The 19582-nt window shown below is 65.7% G+C and carries 19 protein-coding genes, 4 tRNA genes and 1 pseudogene; 13 read left to right on the top strand and 11 right to left on the bottom strand.

Going from position 1 to position 19582, the window contains the following annotated elements:
- From phoU to GGC64_RS19275, 4 genes are all read right to left on the bottom strand, one after another.
- A complete protein-coding gene (gene phoU, locus GGC64_RS19290) occupies positions 1-669 on the bottom strand; it encodes a phosphate signaling complex protein PhoU (RefSeq protein ID WP_192724162.1) in 669 nt (222 codons plus the stop codon).
- Between the two features lie 106 nt (positions 670-775).
- Complete coding sequence (locus GGC64_RS19285; protein ID WP_192724161.1) at positions 776-2839, bottom strand: LCP family protein; 2064 nt, start codon at positions 2837-2839, stop codon at positions 776-778.
- A gap of 195 nt (positions 2840-3034) precedes the next feature.
- The gene (gene dusB / locus GGC64_RS19280) at positions 3035-4198 is read right to left on the bottom strand and encodes a tRNA dihydrouridine synthase DusB (RefSeq protein ID WP_192725179.1); all 1164 of its coding nucleotides are present in this window, start codon (positions 4196-4198) and stop codon (positions 3035-3037) included.
- Positions 4186-5193 carry an acyl-ACP desaturase gene (locus tag GGC64_RS19275; protein WP_192724160.1) on the bottom strand — a complete coding sequence of 336 codons (1008 nt, stop codon included), beginning with the start codon at positions 5191-5193 and terminating at the stop codon, positions 4186-4188. The genes dusB and GGC64_RS19275 overlap by 13 nt, the downstream gene beginning before the upstream one ends.
- A gap of 204 nt (positions 5194-5397) precedes the next feature.
- On the opposite strand from GGC64_RS19275, the gene GGC64_RS19270 reads away from it, so the two are divergent.
- Positions 5398-5772, top strand: coding sequence for a hypothetical protein (locus GGC64_RS19270; RefSeq protein ID WP_192724159.1), 375 nt, complete (start codon positions 5398-5400; stop codon positions 5770-5772).
- Positions 5773-5871: 99 nt separating this feature from the next.
- A complete protein-coding gene (locus GGC64_RS19265; protein WP_192724158.1) occupies positions 5872-6294 on the top strand; it encodes a hypothetical protein in 423 nt (140 codons plus the stop codon).
- Positions 6295-6297: 3 nt separating this feature from the next.
- Here GGC64_RS19265 and GGC64_RS19260 read toward each other — a convergent pair whose 3' ends face one another.
- On the bottom strand, positions 6298-6882 hold the full coding sequence (locus tag GGC64_RS19260) for a TetR/AcrR family transcriptional regulator (protein WP_192724157.1): 585 nt from the start codon (positions 6880-6882) through the stop codon (positions 6298-6300).
- Between the two features lie 73 nt (positions 6883-6955).
- Here GGC64_RS19260 and GGC64_RS19255 point away from each other — a divergent pair, with 73 nt between their 5' ends.
- Positions 6956-7963 carry an oxygenase MpaB family protein gene (locus GGC64_RS19255; RefSeq protein ID WP_192724156.1) on the top strand — a complete coding sequence of 336 codons (1008 nt, stop codon included), beginning with the start codon at positions 6956-6958 and terminating at the stop codon, positions 7961-7963.
- Here GGC64_RS19255 and GGC64_RS19250 read toward each other — a convergent pair.
- Positions 7960-8316, bottom strand: a complete 357-nt coding sequence (locus tag GGC64_RS19250) for a DUF2510 domain-containing protein (RefSeq protein ID WP_192724155.1) — start codon at positions 8314-8316, stop codon at positions 7960-7962. The genes GGC64_RS19255 and GGC64_RS19250 overlap by 4 nt on opposite strands.
- Before the next feature lie 74 nt (positions 8317-8390).
- Here GGC64_RS19250 and GGC64_RS19245 point away from each other — a divergent pair, with 74 nt between their 5' ends.
- The 4 genes from GGC64_RS19245 (at position 8391) to GGC64_RS19230 (ending at position 11190) form a co-directional block, all read left to right on the top strand.
- A complete protein-coding gene (locus tag GGC64_RS19245; protein WP_225952094.1) occupies positions 8391-9239 on the top strand; it encodes an SPFH domain-containing protein in 849 nt (282 codons plus the stop codon).
- 61 nt (positions 9240-9300) lie between these two features.
- Positions 9301-9558: a hypothetical protein gene (locus GGC64_RS19240; protein WP_192724153.1), complete on the top strand. Its 258-nt coding sequence runs from the start codon at positions 9301-9303 to the stop codon at positions 9556-9558.
- Between the two features lie 40 nt (positions 9559-9598).
- Positions 9599-10747, top strand: a complete 1149-nt coding sequence (locus GGC64_RS19235; protein WP_192724152.1) for a serine/threonine-protein kinase — start codon at positions 9599-9601, stop codon at positions 10745-10747.
- Between the two features lie 77 nt (positions 10748-10824).
- Entirely contained in the window at positions 10825-11190 is a 366-nt protein-coding gene (locus tag GGC64_RS19230; protein WP_192724151.1) for a group 1 truncated hemoglobin, read from the top strand.
- An 8-nt stretch (positions 11191-11198) separates the two neighbouring features.
- On the opposite strand, the gene GGC64_RS19225 is transcribed toward GGC64_RS19230, so the two are convergent.
- Positions 11199-11274: transfer RNA gene (locus GGC64_RS19225), tRNA-Lys, on the bottom strand.
- A gap of 122 nt (positions 11275-11396) precedes the next feature.
- Here GGC64_RS19225 and GGC64_RS19220 point away from each other — a divergent pair.
- The 3 genes from GGC64_RS19220 to GGC64_RS19210 all read left to right on the top strand — a co-directional run bounded on the left by GGC64_RS19220 (position 11397) and on the right by GGC64_RS19210 (position 11695).
- Positions 11397-11469, top strand: a tRNA-Glu gene (locus tag GGC64_RS19220).
- Between the two features lie 35 nt (positions 11470-11504).
- Positions 11505-11581: transfer RNA gene (locus GGC64_RS19215), tRNA-Asp, on the top strand.
- Between the two features lie 37 nt (positions 11582-11618).
- Positions 11619-11695, top strand: a tRNA-Phe gene (locus tag GGC64_RS19210).
- On the opposite strand, the pseudogene GGC64_RS19205 reads toward GGC64_RS19210, so the two are convergent.
- Positions 11675-13174: pseudogene (locus GGC64_RS19205) on the bottom strand (sensor histidine kinase); the annotation flags it as partial. The gene GGC64_RS19210 and the pseudogene GGC64_RS19205 sit on opposite strands and share 21 nt — an antisense overlap.
- Positions 13171-13941, bottom strand: a complete 771-nt coding sequence (locus GGC64_RS19200) for a response regulator transcription factor (protein WP_192724150.1) — start codon at positions 13939-13941, stop codon at positions 13171-13173. The pseudogene GGC64_RS19205 and the gene GGC64_RS19200, both read right to left, overlap by 4 nt.
- A gap of 224 nt (positions 13942-14165) precedes the next feature.
- Here GGC64_RS19200 and GGC64_RS19195 point away from each other — a divergent pair, with 224 nt between their 5' ends.
- Entirely contained in the window at positions 14166-14459 is a 294-nt protein-coding gene (locus GGC64_RS19195) for a PepSY domain-containing protein (protein WP_192724149.1), read from the top strand.
- A gap of 61 nt (positions 14460-14520) precedes the next feature.
- On the opposite strand, the gene GGC64_RS19190 is transcribed toward GGC64_RS19195, so the two are convergent.
- Complete coding sequence (locus tag GGC64_RS19190; protein ID WP_192725178.1) at positions 14521-16776, bottom strand: bifunctional SulP family inorganic anion transporter/carbonic anhydrase; 2256 nt, start codon at positions 16774-16776, stop codon at positions 14521-14523.
- A 295-nt stretch (positions 16777-17071) separates the two neighbouring features.
- On the opposite strand from GGC64_RS19190, the gene GGC64_RS19185 reads away from it, so the two are divergent.
- Both GGC64_RS19185 and GGC64_RS19180 read left to right on the top strand, forming a co-directional pair.
- Positions 17072-17380, top strand: a complete 309-nt coding sequence (locus tag GGC64_RS19185; RefSeq protein WP_192724148.1) for a hypothetical protein — start codon at positions 17072-17074, stop codon at positions 17378-17380.
- A 56-nt stretch (positions 17381-17436) separates the two neighbouring features.
- Positions 17437-18057, top strand: a complete 621-nt coding sequence (locus tag GGC64_RS19180) for a TetR/AcrR family transcriptional regulator (RefSeq protein WP_192724147.1) — start codon at positions 17437-17439, stop codon at positions 18055-18057.
- Between the two features lie 13 nt (positions 18058-18070).
- Here GGC64_RS19180 and GGC64_RS19175 read toward each other — a convergent pair whose 3' ends face one another.
- Positions 18071-19555, bottom strand: coding sequence for an NAD(P)/FAD-dependent oxidoreductase (locus GGC64_RS19175; RefSeq protein ID WP_192724146.1), 1485 nt, complete (start codon positions 19553-19555; stop codon positions 18071-18073).
- Positions 19556-19582 lie beyond the last annotated feature (27 nt).

Below are 19582 nucleotides of genomic sequence, written 5' to 3'. Positions count from 1 at the left end.
TCAGCGCGGAGTGGGGATCTGTTCCTCGTCGGGGTGATTGCCGGTGACCTGGAAGATGACGCGGCGGGCCACCTCCACGGCGTGGTCGGCGAACCGCTCGTAGAAGCGGCCGAGCAGCGTCACGTCGACGGCCGCGGCGACCCCGTGCTTCCATTCCCGGTCCATCAGCACCGTGAACAGGTGACGGTGTAGGTCGTCCATCGCGTCGTCTTCTTCGCGGATTCGCGCTGCCTTCTCCGGATCCCGGGTGATCAGCACCTCCTGCGCGCTGTTGCCCAATTCGACTGCAACGCGGCCCATTTCAGCGAAATAACCGTTGACCTCTTCGGGCAGCGCGTGCTGGGGATGGCGGCGCCTTGCGATCTTGGCGACGTGCAGCGCCAGCGCGCCCATCCGGTCAACGTCGGCGACGATCTGAATCGAGCTGACGATCGATCGCAGATCGCCTGCCACCGGCGCCTGCAGCGCCAGGAGCACGAACGCGCTTTCTTCGGCGCGCGTGCTCATCGCCGCGATCTGCTCGTGGTCGGTGATGACCTGCTCGGCCAGCACGAGATCGGCTTGCAGTAGGGCCTGCGTGGCGCGTTCCATGGCAGCGCCCGCCAGCCCGCACATCTCGCCGAGCTGGGCTGTCAGGGCATCCAATTGCTCGTGGTACGCGGTTCGCATGCGCCAAGCCTACGGTGTTTGTCGTCGGTACGTCACGACGCAAGCGGTGAACGAAAGGTGAATGCCACCTGCCTAAATGGGGCCCGAAGGTGGCGGTGCTACAGCGTTATTCGCACGAGGTGTCGGCGGCGTTGGTGACCGTCAGATCCTCGGGCAGATGCGTCGGTGTCGTACTGGTCCCACGTACAACGTGAACCTGCACGGGGGATCCGCTCGGCGACGGCGGAGTCACCGACAGGAAGTCGCTTCCGAGCGCCACCCGCACCACATCGCCCAAGCCGCTGACCCGTTCGATGGTGGGATTGGTGAAGGACGACGCAACGGTGGCCGCGGCCTGCTCGTTGCCTGGCGAGAAGAACACCGTCGTCGAGTTCAGCGGTCCGGGATAGTCGTCGGGGCTGGTCACGTTGAAGCCGTGCGACTGCAGTTCGCTCGCGGCGGTGGACGCCAGGCCGTCCTCACCGGTCGAGTTCGACACGCGCACGGTGATGTCCTGCGGGTTGGTGGTGACCGCGCTGACCAACTCGGCGTTCTCCGGCGCAGGCGAAGGAGATGCCGCGGGGGTGCTGGTCTTCGACTCGGGCGTGCCGGGCACCGGGGTGTTGTCCGGATTCTTCTCCTCGGGCAGCGGGTCGTCGTTGATGATCGCGTCGAACAGCGCCCGCATGTCGTCGGTGCGGGGGGTTTCGTTGCCGTACTCGTCGGCGTAGCCGACCGTCGGCACCGTCACGAATGTGATGCGGCCGGCGCTGACCCCCTGGACGGACTGGCCGAGGTCGACGAGGTCCTTGGTGTCGATGTTGTCGACGAAGCTGTCGTTGATGAACATGTTGACCACGTTGTTGAGCTTGGACAGCGAGAAGAACACTTCCTTGGAGATCATCGAGCGCAGCAGCGAGGACAGGAACAGCTGTTGGCGCTTGATGCGGCCGTAGTCGCCGTTGGTCTCGGTGGTGACCTGGCGGGCGCGCACGTACTGCAATGCGGTGTGCCCGTCGACCATCTGCCTGCCCGCATTGGCCAGCACGGTGCCGAGTTCGTAGTCCTCCAGCGGGGTGGTGCTGCACACCTCGACACCGCCAAGAGCGTCGACCATCTTCGAGAAGCCGGCGAAATCGACTGCCATGAACCGGTTTACCGAAAGACCGGACAGCTTCTGGATCACCTTGACCAGACACTTGGGCCCGCCGACCGCGTACGCGGAGTTGATCTTCGTCTCGGTGTAGACCTGGTCTTGTCCGTAGGCGTCGGACTCTTGGTCGGTGACCGGACCATATTGATGCGTATCGGGATCCCAGTGCTCGCACTTGGTGGGGGTGATCGCGAGATCACGCGGGAACGACACGGCCACAACGCGTTTGCGATTGGCCGGGATGTTCACCAGCATGATCGTGTCCGACCGTGCGCCTGCGGCGTCGTCGGTGGTTCCCGCACCCATATCGCTGTTCTCGCCGAATCGGCTGTCCACCCCGACGATCAAGAAGTTCTCGTCACCGAACTGTGCATTCGGGTCCAGAATGTCTCGCGAGTTCGGATCCAGCGCCGAGACCTTGTTGAGCATGTTGTTCTTCGACGACTGCCATTGCCAGGCACCGCCGGTCAGTGCCAGCGCGCTCACCGCGATCAACGCGGCGGCCACCCGACCGGCCACCATCGTCTTGGTGAAACGCGGCCGCTTCTTCTCGGCCTTGGGCGCGCCGCGTCCGGACCCGATACGCGACGGCTGCACCCGGTCGTCGCTGCGCAGCGCCGCCAGATCCGGCACCTCAGAGGCGTACCCGGCGACCACGGGGATGATCTCCGTGTCCGGATCGTCCAGCTCGATGACGGGCGGAATGATCTCGGTCGCCGGAGCGGGCGGAATGATCTCGGTCGCCGGAGCGGGCGGTTCGGGCGCAGGCCGGGGTTCCGGCGCAGGCCGGGGTCGCCTCAGTTCCTCGGGGACGCTCGAAGCACCGTTCAGCTTCGCAATCAGGTCGGCGACGGTGACGCCGTCGGTGTGGTTACCGGCAGGGGCGCCCTTGTCGTCGTCCTCGGCATCGGAATGCCCGCTGCGCTCCCACGGCGCGGCGCCTGGCGATGGCGGCGTACTTCGGGTAAGCCATCGGTTGGGCCCAGCGCTGGGAAGCCCAGGAGTGGCATCAGGGAAATCCCCGTCGCCGTCACTCATGTTCTGGTGGCCTCCGACTTTCTGGACCGTCGCGCGCGTCGGTGCGCGTGGGCGTATGCAGTACTTCGTGTGCCTCTAGCTCGGGTAACGACACTCTGCGGGCTCCGCCGTTGGAGCCGGATACGACAAGAGCCTTATCGTACTGAGACATCCTGAGAGACGGCCAGTCCACCGAAGTACCGAGAACGTCTCGGTTTAGCCTCCGGAGTGCATGACGTCTGCTCCCGCGGGCACCGTGCAGTCGTCGGGATCGGCCAGCCAGCCCTCGGGCAGGGCCACCGATGCAGCCGAACCTTGCCGTCCGCGCGGCCCCGTCGCCGCAAGTGGAAACGGCACCTGCGGGTCGAGCTGAGCCAGCAGCGAGTCCAGCTCCGAAAGCGTCTTGACCAGGGCCAATGCCCGTCGTAGGTCGGCCCCGGCGGGAAATCCGTGCAGGTACCACGCGATGTGCTTGCGCATGTCGCGCATGCCCTTGTCCTCGCCGAAATGGTCGGCGAGCAACTGGCCGTGTCTGCGCATGATGGCCGCGACCTCCCCGAGGGTGGGCGGCGTGGCAGGCGTCGTTCCGGCGAAGGCCGCCGAAAGTTCGGCGAACAACCACGGCCTGCCAAGGCAGCCACGGCCGATGACGACTCCGTCACACCCGGTGGCTGCCATCATCGCCAGCGCGTCATCCGCGTCGAAGATATCGCCGTTGCCGAGCACGGGAACCGTCGTGACGTGCTGTTTCAATGCGGCGATCTGCTCCCAGTCCGCAGTTCCGGAGTAGCGCTGCGCCGCGGTGCGGGCATGCAGTGCCACGGCGGCCGCGCCCTCTTCGGCCGCGATCCGGCCTGCGTCCAGATGGGTGTGGTGCGCGTCGTCGATGCCGATCCGGAACTTCACGGTCACCGGGATGCCGGTGCCCTCGGTAGCGCGCACGGCCGCGGCGACGATCCGGCCGAACAGCCGCCGCTTGAAGGGCAGCGCGGCACCGCCGCCGCGCCGGGTGACCTTGGGCACCGGACAGCCGAAATTCATGTCGATATGGTCGGCCAGGCCCTCGTCAGCGATCATTTTCGCCGCAGCAAAGGTGTTGTCCGGGTCGACGCTGTAGAGCTGCAGCGAGCGGGGCGACTCGTCGGGCGCGAACGTCGTCATGTGCATGGTGACCGGATGGCGCTCGACGAGCGCGCGGGCGGTCACCATCTCGCACACGTAGAGGCCGCTGACCGTGCCGGCCCGGGCCAGCTCCAGCTCTCGGCACAGCGTGCGGAATGCGACATTTGTCACACCGGCCATCGGGGCCAGTACGACAGGGCTCCGCAGCTCGATCGGCCCTATCCGTAATGCGGGCCGATCGTCGGTTACGACGCTGATGCGGCGAGCTCCTTTGCCGCCTTCTTGTCCGCCATCTGGGCCAGCCGCTCGAGACGGCGCTGCTTGGCGATCTCGAACTTGACGCAGGCCTCCTCGAGCTCCTCGACAAGCTTGGCCAGCTCGTCGCGCTGACGCGCGGCCTCGCCCGTGAAGTCCTCGCGCTCGAAGATGCGCCACTTCTTGAGCACCGGCATGACCACGTCGTCGAGGTGAATGCGCGGATCGTAGACACCACCCGACGCGATGACGACGGCCTTACGCCGGAAGTCCGGAATCGTGTAGCCGGGCATCTTGAAGTTGCTCAGCACCTTGTGCAGCGAGTGCATCGCCTGGTTGGGTGCGATATCGAACCCGGCCGCGGAAACGTCGCGGTAGAAGATCATGTGCAGGTTCTCGTCGGCCGAAACCCGTTGCAGCAGTTGGTCGGCGACGCTTTCGTTGCACGCCTTGCCGGTGTTGCGGTGGCTGACACGCGTAGCCAGCTCCTGGAACGTCACGTAGATGACGGAGTCGAACAGGCTTTCTGCGAACAGGTCGGCGTCGCCCTCGAGCTGCTGGTTCTGGCCGGGGGAGAAGCCGCGGGTGACCTGCTCCATGCGCAGCATCTCGAGCTCGACCGGATCGACGGCGCGGGTGACGACGAGGTAGTCACGAAGCGCGATGCCGTGTCGGTTCTCCTCGGCCGTCCAGCGGTTGACCCAGAAGCCCCACGGTCCGTCCATCGAGAAGTTCATCGCGATCTCGCGGTGATATGCGGGCAGATTGTCCTCTGTCAAGAGGTTGGTCAGCATTGCGACCCGGGCCACCTCGGACAGCTTCGATTCCTCGGGGTCCCAGTCCTTGCCGCCGAGTGCGTAATAGTTCTTGCCGTCCGACCACGGGATGTAGTCGTGCGGGTTCCAGTCCTTGCGCATCGACAGGTGCCGATTGATGTTCTGCTCGACGACGGGCTCGAGCTCGTGCAGTAGCTGCAGATCTGTCAGACCTTGCGCCATGGCCCCTCCCGGTTTATCTGTACCTGATGGTTGCACTCAATATATCTGTGTACTCCGGTGACATCAAGTTGTTGCATCGTCGTCCTCGGAGTGTCACATCCGCCTCACAGGGCAACGTGCGTCGCGCTATTATCTGCGCGGGCATATTGGGGAGCCCGTGATTTCCTACCGCAGCCACTTTGACGACTCGGAGGTCGGGCTCTCATGAAGACTCTCACTGTTCTGTTCGGCGCTGCCATCGGGGTTGCAGCAACCATCTCGATCGGCGCGGGAGCAGCCACCGCCGCGGTCCCGGATGTCGTCGGCCAGACGTACAAGGACGCCAAGAACACCATCCAGGGCCAGGGGGCGGCGGTCGTCATCGCGACACGCACCGGCGGATCGGCCGATATCGACAAGTGCATCGTCACCAACGCATGGGCCAAACCGAGCGTCGATCAGCCGAGGCAGGCGCCCGGTCCCGACGAGGTCTGGGTGGCACTGAACTGCAATGCCGCGGTCGCTTCGGCTGGATCGGCCGGGCCATCCGCGGCCAGCCCAGAAGGTCGTCAGGCGCTGATAGCGCAAGAAGCGGGCTGACGCTGACGCGCGCGGTAGCGGTGACGCGGGCCACGCAATAGACTCCGGAAATAACAGTTTTTCCCAGGAATTTCTACGATATTTCGGAGGTCGAGCTCAGTGAAGAAGTCTATCGTTCTCTCGGCCGCCGCGGCCGTCGCCGCATCAGCCTCGATGGCGCTGTTCGGCACGGGTGTGGCTGCGGCGGACGATTATGCGGGGCAGACCTACGCGGACGCTTCCTCGGCGGCCAGTGATGCCGGCCAGACGGTGGTCGTCGCAGGCCGCGTCGGCGACAAGCTCTCACAGGACGATTGCCTGGTAACCCGTTCGCAGACAGCACCGTTCATCTCTGCCAATGACGGCGCACATTACGACAGCCAGGTGCAGTTCTACCTGAACTGCAACGGCGGATACGCGACGGCGACCAACCCCGGCGCCTCGCTGGCCAGCCCGGAGGGCCGCGAGGCCAAGGCCGCAGCTGACCAGGCTGCCGCCGAAGAGGAAGCCCAGCTGGCCGAGGTCAGCACTCCCGACCAGTAGCGGTCAGTAGCTCGAAACTCGGCTGAGGAGCATGTCGACGCAATAGTCGATGAACTGCTCCCGCGTCGCGGCCAGGCGGCCGTCCAAGTAGGCGGTGAACAACGCCGTCAAGGCACCGATCAGGCCGGTGGCCACCATGGCCTGGACGGCCGGATCGGTGATGCGGGTCAGCTTTCGCTGCAGCAGGTCGATGAAGGTGGGCATCCATTCGGCGCCCGAGCGGGTGAGCACGGGTTCGACGCCTGGCGCCAGCAGCAGCACCCGGCCGCGCGACGGGTCGTCGACCATCAGTGCGACGAAGCGCTCGACGGCGTCGCGCGGGGTTTCGGCGGTCATCAGCGTGGACATCGCCCTCGTGCACACGTCGTCGTAAACGGCGCGGACGAAGTCGTCGCGGTCGGCGAAGCTCTCGTAGAAGTACCGCTCGGTCAAGCCCGCGGCACGGCAGACCGCCCGCACCGTCAAGGCCGGACCTGCGGGGCCGCCCAACAAGTCGACCCCGGCGCTGATCAGTTCGTCGCGGCGCAAGACCTGGCGGTCCTGCAGCGGAACGCCTGACCATCGGCCGCGTCGTTGACTGGACGGCACTTCACTCCCTAAGCTCTGTTGGTGACAACGCCCGTAGTCAGAAATGCCACTGACTCCGATCGGAAGATCACCAGTGACTCAAGATACGTCTGAGGTGTGCCCGGAGACCACCGGATCCTCCTCTGCGGCGCCAGGCTGTCCCGTTTCCGCGGGCGGGTATTCCGCCGTGCCTGCTCCGCTCGGGCCGGACTCGTTGACCTGGCAGTTGTTCGGCGACTGGCGCGGTCTGCTGCAGGGGCCGTGGGCGGGTTCGATGCAGAACATGCATCCGCAATTGGGCGCCGCCGTCGAGCAGCATTCGATCTTCTTCTCAGAGCGCATGCCACGACTGCTGCGGTCGCTGTACCCGATCGGGGGTGTGGTCTTCGACGGTGACCGGGCGCCGCAGACCGGCGCCGAGGTACGCGACTATCACGTCGGCATCAAGGGCGTCGACGCCCAGGGTCGCAGGTACAGCGCGCTGAATCCTGACGTGTTCTATTGGGCGCACTCGACGTTCTTCATGGGCACGATTCTGACGGCCGAACGCTTCGGTGACGGTTTGACCGAGGAGCAGAAGCGGCAGTTGTTCGACGAGCACATCACCTGGTACTCGATGTACGGAATGAGTATGCGGCCGGTGCCCAAGACATGGGAAGACTTCCAGGCCTACTGGGATCACATGTGCCGCAACGTATTGGAAAACAACTTCGCAGCACGCGAGGTACTCGACCTGTCGACCATGCCCAAACACCCGTCACTGCAGTGGATCCCGGATTGGCTGTGGAAGCTGCAGCTGAAAGTCCTTGGGCCCTTTGCTGTTTGGGTGACTGTCGGTCTCTACGATCCCGCGGTCCGCGAATTGATGGGCTATACGTGGTCGGCACGCGATGAGCGATTGCACTGGCTGTTCGGCAGGCTGGTGAACTTGTCCTTCAAGCTGCTGCCGAAGCGTCGCCGTTACCACCCGAGGGCGCGCGCGGGGTGGGATCGTGCGACGGGCCGCCTTCCTGCCGACGCGCCACTGGTGCACACGCCTGCCCGCAATCTGCCGCCGGTAGGGCACCGCGACAACGGCATGCATTACTGCCCCGTCGTCTAGCGCGGCCGCGCGTACGGCGTCCACAGTGCGCCGTCGAAATACCTTAGCTGCGAACGGTTTTGGGGATCCGGAAACCAGCCTGGCTGTACGGGCGGGTAGCGGCCGAAGACGCCGCGCTGATCACCGGCCAGGCTCAGCCGATGCTCGAATTCGGCGCGCGCCCGCAACCCCGCATCGCGGATGGCCAGCGCCCGCCTCCGCCTCGCCACGAAGATCAGCAAGCCGATGACGGCCGTCACGGCCAGCGCGTCATAGGCGCCGATGTACAGCCACCAGAGCGCCAACACCAGTCCCGCGCCGGTGAATATCGGGTGCCGCCGCCAAAACGACCTGTGAACTTGCTGGAAGAGCATCGCCTTTGATCATACGATTCGGCGGACGTTTCCCTCTGCGAAAAGGAATGCCCCAAGTGCCTTGGCAAGTGTTTATGGCGATATTGCTCGTCATCGTCACCGTGATCGCCCTGCTGATGCGGGCCACGTCGAAAAGCGAGGCGGGCCGTAGCTGGGCGACGCGGACCGCGGTGATCGCCGGTGGCCTGCTGGTCTTCGTGCTGATCCTCGGCTCGACGACGATCGTCTCGACCCGCAACATCGGCGTTGTGACGACGTTCGGCAGGCCCAGCGGCACGCTGACCAACGGCCTGCACGTCAAGGCGCCGTGGCAGTCGGTGACCGAGATGAACGGCACCATTCAGATCGACAACCACACTGGAGAAGCGGCGACGACGGTCCGGTTGGGCAACAATTCGACGGCCTTCGTCGACAACAGCGTGCGCTGGCGCATCCAGCCGGCGGCCGCCGATGAGCTGTTCCTGGACTACCGCGACTTCGAAAACGTCCGTGACAACCTCGTCACCCGCGAGCTGAGGGCCGCCCTCAACGAGGTGTTCGCCGACTTCGATCCGCTGGCTCCTGAGAACTCCGACGGCGCCAACGTGCAGGCGCTTGGCGACAAGGTGGCCGACAAGCTACGGGCAAAGGTCGGCGCGCAGATCGAGATCATCAATGTGATTGTGCCGCTGGTCAATTACGACGAAGCCACCCAGTCGCGCATCAACGCGCTGAACGTCGAGAAGGCCAACACCCGGGTGGCCGAACAGCGGGCGAAGACCGCCGCCGCCGAGGCGAAGGCCAACGAGGTTCTGGCCGCTTCGGTTTCCAACGATCCCAACGTGCTGGTGAGCAAGTGCCTGGACGCTGCGCGGGAGGCCCATATCAGCCCGTTGGGCTGCTGGCCGGGCACTTCTGTGGTGCCGACCGTGCCAGCCCGGTAACATTCGGCGTTTTTCGCTATGCCTGGAGCGATTTATGGGGCACGATTCACTTGTGTTTCGTGTGACGCGGTCTGTCGGCTGCGCGGTGATGTCATTGCTCGCCGCGGTGGTCATCGGGCTGTCCGCGCCCCCGACTGCGTCGGCGACGAACGTGACGGACGCTTACCCACCGCCGCCGTCGCCCCTGACGGTGCTGACCACACCGTTTACTTTCGGTATGCATGTCATCGAGACCATCGCCGAGGGGCTTGCCGACGCGGTCGAGATGCTCGCCACTCCTGCGCCGATCGCGGTCCCCGCACCGCGCAGCGGCGCCTAGGGGTGGTTTGACGCCGGTGTAGACCGGCTAGTTTTAGCCTATGCAGGCGCCAGAAGTGCTTGGCGGCCGCTACGAACTGCGCGGCGTGCTTGGGCGCGGCGGTATGGCGGAGGTCCGCGACGGCTGGGATATCCGGCTCGACCGTCCGGTCGCGATCAAACTGCTGTACCCGGTGTTCACCTCGCAGCCGGACAACCGGATGCGCTTCGAGGTGGAGGCCCGTGCGGCCGCCGCGCTCAACCATCCGCACATCGTGTCCGTCCACGACAGCGGCGAGCACGCCGGCATGCCGTACATCGTGATGGAACGGCTGTCCGAGCAGACGCTGGCCGATGTGATCGCCCGGGGACCGCTACCGCAACCCCAGGTGCGCTCGATCCTCGCCGAGGTGCTCTCAGCGCTGGCGGCAGCGCACGCCGCGGGCATCCTGCACCGCGATATCAAGCCGGCCAACATCCTGTTCTCGCCGTCGGGCCACGCCAAGCTCGCCGACTTCGGTATCGCCAAGAGCGCGGCAAGCGCCCACACGGCGACGGGTCAGATCGTCGGCACGATGGCGTATCTGTCTCCCGACCGGATCGCGGGCAGGCCTGCCTCCGTCGCCGACGACCTCTACGCCGTCGGTGTCGTCGGCTATGAGGCGTTGACGGGCCGTCGGGCTTTCCCCCAGGAAAACCTGGCCGAGTTGGCCCGTGCCATCTGCGACGGTGCGCCGGCGCCGCTGACCGCGCTGCGTCCCGACGTGGACCCCGCGCTGGCAGCCATGATCGAACGGGCGATGACGCGGGACCCGGCGTGGCGGTTCGGCAGTGCCGACGAGATGCGGGCGGCGCTGACGGGCCCGGCAGGCCCGCCCGTGCGGCCTGCGACGCGCGTGCTGGCCGCTCCGCTGCCCGACCCGACGACGATGGTGGTGGCGCCGCGGCGCAGCAGGCCGTCGCGGTGGTACCTGGGCGCGGCGGCGGCCGTGATTGCAGTGTTGATCGCCGCGGTCGCGTTCATCGTCGACTCGACGTCGACCCCGGGGATCCCGGAGCCGGCCAGCACCAGCACGTCGGTTCCCGCACCGACACCTTCTTTCGTGCCGCCCCCACCGCCGACGACCACACCGGTTCAGGTGGAGCAGCCGCCACCACCGAAGAAGCGCGGCGGCAACGGAAATGGCAACGGCCACAAGAAGGGTGACTAGCGGTGTGAGGCGTTGTTAGCGCCGCCGCTATTGGAGGGCAACACGGCGGCAATCGGTCGCGCGTTTCCTGGATCGGCATGACAAGCATTTACGAGCAGATCGGTGGCGCCGAGGCACTCGAAGCGGTTGTCGCCGATTTCTACGACCGGGTGCTGGCCGATGACGAGCTGGCCGGGTTCTTCACCGGCACGAACATGGCGCGGCTGAAAGGCAAGCAGGCGGAGTTCTTCGCCGCGGCGCTCGGCGGGCCGGAGTCCTACACCGGGGCGCCGATGCGACAGGTGCACCAGGGCCGCGGCATCACGATGGACCACTTCAATCTGGTCGCAGGGCACCTGACCGACAGCCTGTCGGCCGCCGGGGTACCCCAGGAGATCGTCGGCAAGATCATCGGCGCCGTCGCACCGCTGGCCGACGACATCGCCACGGCGCGAACTGCGTAGTCCGACGCTGGTGCCCCCAGCAGGGCTCGAACCTGCGACCTGCGGATTAAAAGTCCGTAGCTCTACCAACTGAGCTATAGGGGCGACGAGTGAACAGGATACTGCGTCCCTGAGGGCATCTCGTTTGAGGATTGGGGTCCCGGTACCCTAAGCTATCGAGGCTCCCAGCGTCACAGCGTTGGGAGTACCCCGGAGAGATTCGGCTGGCCCCCTTCGTCTAGCGGCCTAGGACGCCGCCCTTTCAAGGCGGTAGCGCGGGTTCGAATCCCGTAGGGGGTACACGCGGCGCCTCGTACGATGGAGTCGCAAAGCAAGGCCCTGTGGCGCAGTTGGTTAGCGCGCCGCCCTGTCACGGCGGAGGTCGCGGGTTCAAGTCCCGTCAGGGTCGCCAGTCATGGCGAGGCACTTGGGCGAGTTGGGTGCCTTCCGGCCAGGTAGCTCAGTTGGTATGAGCGTCCGCCTGAAAAGCGGAAGGTCGCCGGTTCGATCCCGGCCCTGGCCACCACGCGGTGGAAGCACCGATTGTCGGAATGCGGACCCGAAATGACGTTCGCTCATCGTCGGATTCAACAGACACCGAGCCATGGTGTGCTTCGACGATCGACAACACGATCGCCAGGCCAAGTCCCGTGCTACCCAACTGGCGCGACCGTGCCTCGTCCGCCCGCACGAATCTCTCGAACAGGTGCGGCAGAAGTTCATGGTCGATTCCCGGCCCGTCATCGGTGACCGTCAGTTCGGCGTAGGGACCGTCGGCATTCGCGCCGTGCATGATCTTCGTGGTCACCGTCACCCCGGCCGGCGTGTGCACGCGTGCGTTCGTCAGCAGGTTGCTCACCAGCTGATGCAGCCGGGCGTGGTCCCCACGCACCCACACCGGGCGCTCGGGTAGGTCGGTCAACCATCGGTGGCCGGGCCCCGACACCACGGCGTCGTTCACCGCTTGCATGGTCACATCGACCAGGTCCACGTCTTCGGTCTCCAGGTCCTGAGCTTCGTCGAGCCTGGAGAGCAGCAGCAGTTCGTCGACCAGCCGGGTCATCCGGTGTGCCGCAGTCTCGATGCCCGCCAACGCGTACTCGCTCGTCGGCGGCAGGTCGGCGCTGTCCTGGCGGGTGAGTTCGGCGTAGCCCCGGATCGCGGCCAATGGTGTGCGCAGTTCATGGCTGGCGTCGGTGAGGAATTGCCTTGTCCTGCGGTCGGATTCGGCGCGATGGACCAGTGCCGCATCGACGTTCTCGAGCAACCGGTTCAGCGTGTCGCCTACCACGCCCACTTCATTGTCCGGATCGGCGTAGCGCACCCTGGCGGTGATCCGGTGGGCGTCCAATGTGAGGGGTTGGGCAGCGACGTTGGCTGCCGTCGCTGCGACGCGGCGCAATGGCCGAAGCGCATACCGGACCACCAAAGCTGTTCCCGCGCATGTGACTATCAGCGCGGCGCCTATCAGGACGACCGTCGTCGCGACCTTGCGGGCTACTGCCTCGTTGGCCGGGGCCATCGACGTTCCCACCACGAGCGTGTTGCCCGCCGCGGATATGGTGCTCTGCACCCGGTATTTGCCAAGGCTCGCCAGCTTGACCGTGCGCGGCGGCCCGCCGTGCCACGCTTCGGCCTCGATCGCCGCAATGACGTCGGGCGGCGCGGACTGTGGTTCACCTTCCGAAAACACTGCCGAGGCGATCACGGTGCCGTCGCGCACGACGGCGACGAAACTTCCCGGCGCGTGACCGGTGAAGTGCTTGATTGCCTCGTCGGTGACCGCGGCCTGCTTGCTGTCCAACTTTGCGATTGAATGATCAAGCGCCCCAAGCGAAGTCGCAACCGCTGTATCGGTCATGTTGGTCACGAACGTACGCAGGATCAGCACCGACGCCACCCCGACGGTCAACAACACAACGGAGACGACCGCCGAAACGCCCAGCACCAATTGCTGGCGCACCGAGCGCGGCCACCATCGGCGCCCGCCGTGCGCGGGTCTCATCGAGGCGGGCGCAACATGTAGCCGACGCCGCGGACCGTGTGCAGCATCGGCTCGTGCCGCGCGTCGATCTTCTTGCGCAGATACGAGATGTAGAGGTCGACGATGCTCGATCGCCCGTCGAACCCGTAATTCCAGACCCGCTCCAGGATCTCGGCCCGGCTCAGCGCACGCCGTGGGTTGCGCATCAGGTAGCGCAGCAGCTCGAACTCGGTCGCTGTCAACGAGATGGGCTCGCCCGCCCGGGTGACCTCACGGCTGGCTTCGGACAGCACCAGGTCGCCGACCTTGAGCTGCTCGCCGTGGACGGCCTCCTGGTAGCTGGTCCGCCGGAGTAGACCGCGCAGCCTGGCCACTAGTTCCTCCAGGCTGAACGGCTTGGTCATGTAGTCGTCGGCGCCGGCGGTGAGTCCGATGACACGGTCGGACACCGAATCGCGCGCGGTGAGAAACAAGGTCGGCGTATAGGTTTCGGCTTCGCGAACCCGCCGCAGGATCTGCAGGCCGTCGACGTCGGGCAGCATGATGTCGAGTACGAGAACGTCGGGGCCCAGCTCGTCGAATTTGGCGACCGCCTCGCGACCTCCGTGCGCCACGTCCACGGTCCAGCCCTCGTAGTGCAGTGCCATCTTGACCAAGTTCGTCAACGCAGGCTCGTCGTCCACCAGCAGAACGCGGATCGGTGAGCCATCCAGGCGCTCAATGCGGGGCAACTGACCCAGGATGGCCTGACGTGGACGGTTGGGCGCAGGCGCGGACGGCGGTGTCATACACCCATCGTGCGGACTGCACAGACCGTTGTCACGGAATTCATAGCCTTTTCTAAGGTGCCGTCCTGATGTGGCGGTATGTGGCGGTAATCACCTTGCTGCACAGCCCTTTCCATAGACATATGAGTTCGCGATGAGTTCGGCGACAAGCCCGGCACGCGCGGTCAGGATCGGATGTAGACGACATGTGTTGTCTGGCAATGCAATACGGACAAAGGAGAACAATGAAGATCTTCGCGATAGCTGTCGGTGTGGCGGCTTCTGCTGCGATTGGACTCGCCCCCGTCGCGGCTGCCTCGCCCACCGGCGGCTGGCCGGCCACCGAGACCATTGACTGGCTGCAGGAGCAGGGCTACACCGTGCATCTCAACTCGGCACCGAACGGGCCTCTATCGCAATGCATTACGACCGGCGTGCACGGGTTGCGTGACTCCAATATCGACGCACATGGCCGCCAACTGGACCCGACGCGGCACACCGCCGTCTACGTGGATGTCTCCTGTAACGCCACGGCGTAGGTCAACGAGGCCGACGCTGGCGCGCAACCTCGCGCCAGCGCCGACCTCGACCAGCTAACCGTTACACGCTCTCGTGGACCTCGAACGGCAGCACATAGGTGGGGCTGACCTGCAGCGCCCGCGCGCTGGCGATGTCATAGAACAGTCCGAGCACTTCGACGCGACCCTGTCGATGTGCCTCGGCAACCAGCGGATGCCGCAGCAGCGTCTCGACCTGCACCGCGACGTTCACCATGCTGAGTTGGTCGACGGTGTCGAAGCCGGCTTCGGCGGCTGACTGCGCCACCGGATGCGTGCCATCTGCGAAAGCCGTCAGCGTGGGTTGGCCATTGGCCAGCCACGGCCGCAGATAGGCGTCGGTGGGACTCCCTGCGCCGGGTGCGATCAGTGCGTTCATCGCGCCGCAACCGGAGTGCCCGCAGACCACAATCGAGGAGACCGCCAGTTTTCCGACGGCAAACGCGATCGCGGCCTGGGTGGACGCATCGCCGTCGCCCGCAGGCACCAGGTTGCCGACATTGCGTACGGTGAACAGGTCGCCGGGCCCGCTGCTGGTGATCACGTTGGGCACCACGCGGGAGTCAGCGCAGGTGATGAACAATGTTTCCGGGCGCTGGCCATGCGCCAGTTCGCGCATGTGCGGTCTGAGCAGCGGGGCAGTTCGCCGGTGGTAGACCGCCAGCCCGGTGAGCACCGACCGGCTCTGTCCATTGTGGCGCCGTGAACCGTCCGCTTCGCCGTGTTGCCAAGAGTTCCATGGCATTACACCGACACGCTTGTCGATCGGTGCGAACGCCCGGGCAGGTGGACCGTCGACCGTGGTGCCTACTTCCAGGGCGCCGACGTCGTGGATGTGAACCGATCCGCCGGATGCCTCATGCTGCTGGCGCCACTGGGCGATCGCCTCGTGTGCGGCGTGATCCAGAAAGTCGACGGTCAGCTCGAGCGTCACCCTGGTCGCGGGCGGAACGGACGCCAGGGTGGCGGTCAACCGGGGCAGCGAGAGGAACGTGCACGAGCCTTCGACGACGACACGCCACTCGTCGGCGCTGATCTGCTCGGCGCGCAGCCGGACCCGAATGACCCGCCACACCGTCAGCATCACCGCCAGCGCCAGCCCCAGCAGCACGCCTTCCAGCAGATTGAGGAAGACGACGCTGAGGATCGTCACGAGGTAGACCGCGATGTCGCCGGTTCGGCGGGCGGTTTCGATGTGTGCGCGCTTGACCAGTTGCACGCCGATCACGATGAGCAGCCCGGCCAGTGCCGCGCTTGGGATCTGGCGGGCCAGGCCCGCGAACGGCACTGCGAACACCAATACCCAGACGCCGTGCATGATCGTCGAGGCGCGGGTGCGGGCACCGGCGGTGACGTTGGCCGTGCTGCGCACGATGACGCCCGTGACGGGCAGGCCTCCGATAGCGCCCGAGGCGATGTTCGCTGCGCCCTGGCCGACCAGTTCGCGGTTGAAGTCGGTGCGCGTCCCGCGGTGCATCTTGTCGACCGACACCGCCGAGAGCAGGCTTTCGACGCTCGCGATCAGCGCGACGGTGAGCACACCGGTGGCGAACGCGCCCCACTTGCCGTCGGGCAGTGCGGGGAGTTGGAGCGCATCCAGGAGCGAGCCGTCGATCTGGATGCGGGCCACGTCGATCGGTAGCACAACCGAGACCAGCGTCGCGGTGACGATCGCGACGAGCGGACCGGGCACCTTCGACAGCGGGCCCCGCACCCACCGCCACGCCACCATCACGGCGATCACGAGCACGCCGAGGAACAGACCGGCGGGCTCGACGGTCAGCAACTGCGATGGCAGGTCGGTGACGTTGTTCCACGCCGAGCTGTGTGACTCGCCGCCGAGCAGCACATGTACCTGCTGAAGCGCGATGGTGATGCCGATGCCTGCGAGCATCGCGTGCACGACGACAGGGGAGATCGCCAGCGCGGACCGAGCGACCCCGCTCATCCCGAAGATGACCTGAAGAATGCCTGCGCACACGGTGATTGCGCACGTGACCGCCCAGCCGAATTCGCCGACCAGCCCGGCGACGATGACGGTCAGTCCGGCCGCAGGGCCGCTGACTTGCAGCGGCGAGCCACCCAGCGCCCCGGCGACGATGCCGCCGACGACGGCAGCGATCAGTCCGGCCAGCACGGGGGCGTCAGAGGCCACCGCAATGCCGAGGGAAAGCGGCAACGCGACCAGAAACACCACCAGCGACGCCGGTAGGTCATACCGAAGTAGCGGCCGGGCGCGGTCCCGCCATGTGGGCGCCGGTTCTTCGGCGCGGGGTTGAGCTTCGCGAAGTTGCAGAATCGGAGTCTCCTTTGTTCGGTCGCGCAGCGCTATCGGTGCGTTCGCTGGCAAAGCGTCAGAAGAATTAGAGCCCAGCGCATTACGTCCGCGTCGAGCGGTGCGAGCTGTGTGGCGGCGTTGCCTTCATCGAAGCTATTCGCGGAATACGCACAGCGACAAGGAATTCATAGACAACACATAAAGACGTGTCCCCGATCACGTCGCGTTTCTATGCGTGGTCTATGACTTTATTGCCGACCCGCGCCGGGCGTTCTTAATCTCGAAGTGTCACAACAACTTTGATTGGAGAAACACAATGAATTCCAAACGCATTGCTGCGGCGTCGGCAATCATGCTGGGCGGCTTGGCCGGATCGCTGACGTTTGGCTCTGCTACCGCCGGCGCGGCGCCTGCCGGCCCGTCGTCAGCCGTTGAGACCATCGCGCGCCTGCAGGCTCAGGGCAGCCAGGTCATCCTCAACAAGGTGGGCTCGGGACCGATCAGCCAGTGCACGGTCGCATCGGTTCGGCCGGTTCAGACGCGGCAGGCACCCACAGGCAACCCGCTGACCGGGGTGCCCAACATGCAGACCACCACGACAGTTCACGTCGGCCTGAAATGCTGATCCCGCAGCGCTGACGCGCGCCCGCCGTACGATGGCTGCGAGATGAGGGCGAGCCGGTGACCGCAGCCAAGACGGCGGGACAACGCGCAGGCGAGGAGAAGAGCAACTTCCGCCAGCGCCTGCTCGACGCGCTCGAAGCATCGGTTGCCGAGGACGGCTACTCGCGCACGACCGTCGCCGACATCGTGCGGCGCGCGCGCACGTCGCGGCGCACGTTCTACGAGCACTTCGACACCAAGGAAGCCTGCTTCGTCGCATTGCTTCACGATGCAAACAACGCGCAGGTTCGGCAGATCGCAGCGGCCGTCGACCCCCACGCGCCATGGCGAACCCAGGTGCGGCAGGCGATCGAGGCCTGGATCTCCACGGGCGAATCCCGGTCCCCGCTGATGCTCAGCTGGTTTCGCGACGTGCCGTCGCTCGGCGAGGCTGCGCGCCGGTTGCAGCGCGACGCGACCGAGAACTTCATCGAAATGGTGCAGGCACTCGGCGGCACCGACGAATTCCGCGCCGCCGGCATCGCTCCCGTTTCCCGTCAACGCATCATCATGCTGCTCGGCGGCCTCCGCGAACTAGCCGCGATCACCGTCGAAGAAGGTGGCCAGATGAGCGACATCACCGAGGAAGCGGTGGACGCCTCGATTGCGCTGCTGACGCCGCGCGATCAGACCGACTAGTCGACAACCCGCATCACGCCATGCTCCTGACCCGTGCTGAGACGGCCGGTGCGAATACGACGGCGTCATCGATCGGGCCGCGACGTAGCAGTCGCACGTCCTTGACGTAGTTCTGGTGCAGTCGCCATGGCGCCCGATCGCCCTGCTTGGGAAGTTCGGCGAGGCTGCGCTTGACGTAGCCCGACGCCAGATCCAGGAAGGGGCCGGCCGTTGTGGTGCCCGCCGCGTCAGGTGTGACCGATGCGTAGCCTGCTGTGTCCATGTGCTTGAGCAGTCGGCACACGTACTCGGCGACCAGATCGGCCTTCAGCGTCCACGATGCATTGGTGTAGCCGATGGTCCACGCGAAGTTCGGCACACCGGAGAGCATCATCCCTTTGTAGGACACCGTGTTTGACAAGTCGACGATGCGTCCGTCGACCTCCAGCTGCATCCCGCCGATGGCGAGCAGGTTCAATCCTGTTGCGCTGACCGCGATGTCGGCCTCGAGCTCGGCGCCGGACTGTAACCGGATGCCGGTTTCGGTGAAGGTGTCGATCTGGTCGGTGACGACGGATGCGCGACCCTCACTGATGGCGGTGAACAAATCACCGTCGGGCACCAAACACATCCGCTGATCCCACGGGTTGTAGGTCGGGGCGAAATGTGTGTCGACGGCGTAGCCCTCGGGCAGTCGCCTGATCGCGTCCTTGCGCAGCATCGACTTCATCATCTCGGGCCTACGGCGGCTCAGGTTGAAGATCGCGATCGCCTGTAATGCGTTCTTCCACCGCACAATCGCGTAGGCAAGCTGCTGCGGCAGCCGTGCCCGCAGCCAGTCGGCGATCGGGTCGCTGGCGGGCCGCGATGCGACGTATGTCGGTGAACGCTGCAGCATTGTCACGTGCGCAGCCTCTTCGGCGAGCGAGGGCACTAGTGTCACCGCGGTCGCGCCGCTGCCGATCACCACGATGCGCTTGCCGCGGTAGTCGAGGTCTTCCGGCCAGTGCTGCGGATGGATCACCGGACCGCGAAAGCCTTGCACACCAGGGAAAGTCGGGCTGAACCCTTCGTCGTAGCGGTAGTAGCCGGTGCAGACGTACAGGAACGAGCAGCTGATCGTGTGCCGCTCGTCGGTGTCTGTGCGATGCACGTCGACGGTCCAGCGCGCGTCGTCGCTGTCCCAACTGGCGTTGACCACACGGTGATTGGTTCGGATCAGCTTGTCGACGCCGTACCTCTGGGCGGTGTCATGGATGTAGCGCAGGATGCTGGGCCCGTCGGCGATGGCCTTCGGATCGGTCCAGGGTGAGAACCGGTAGCCGAGCGTGAACATATCGGAGTCCGACCGGATGCCGGGGTAGCGGAACAGGTCCCAGGTGCCGCCGATGGCGTCGCGGGCCTCCAGTACGACCACTGATTTGTCGGGGCACTCGCGGCGCAGCTGGCAGGCGGCGCCGACGCCCGACAACCCCGCTCCGACGATCAAGACGTCCACTGTTTCCACTGGTTGTGACATCGACGCTGCCTCTCGCCTGGGTTCCGG

This window comes from Mycobacterium sp. OAS707, from assembly GCF_014873705.1.
In the GTDB taxonomy this organism is placed as follows: domain Bacteria; phylum Actinomycetota; class Actinomycetes; order Mycobacteriales; family Mycobacteriaceae; genus Mycobacterium.
Note: the sequence above shows the minus strand (reverse complement) of the source record. Positions and strands in the feature narration are given on the sequence as shown.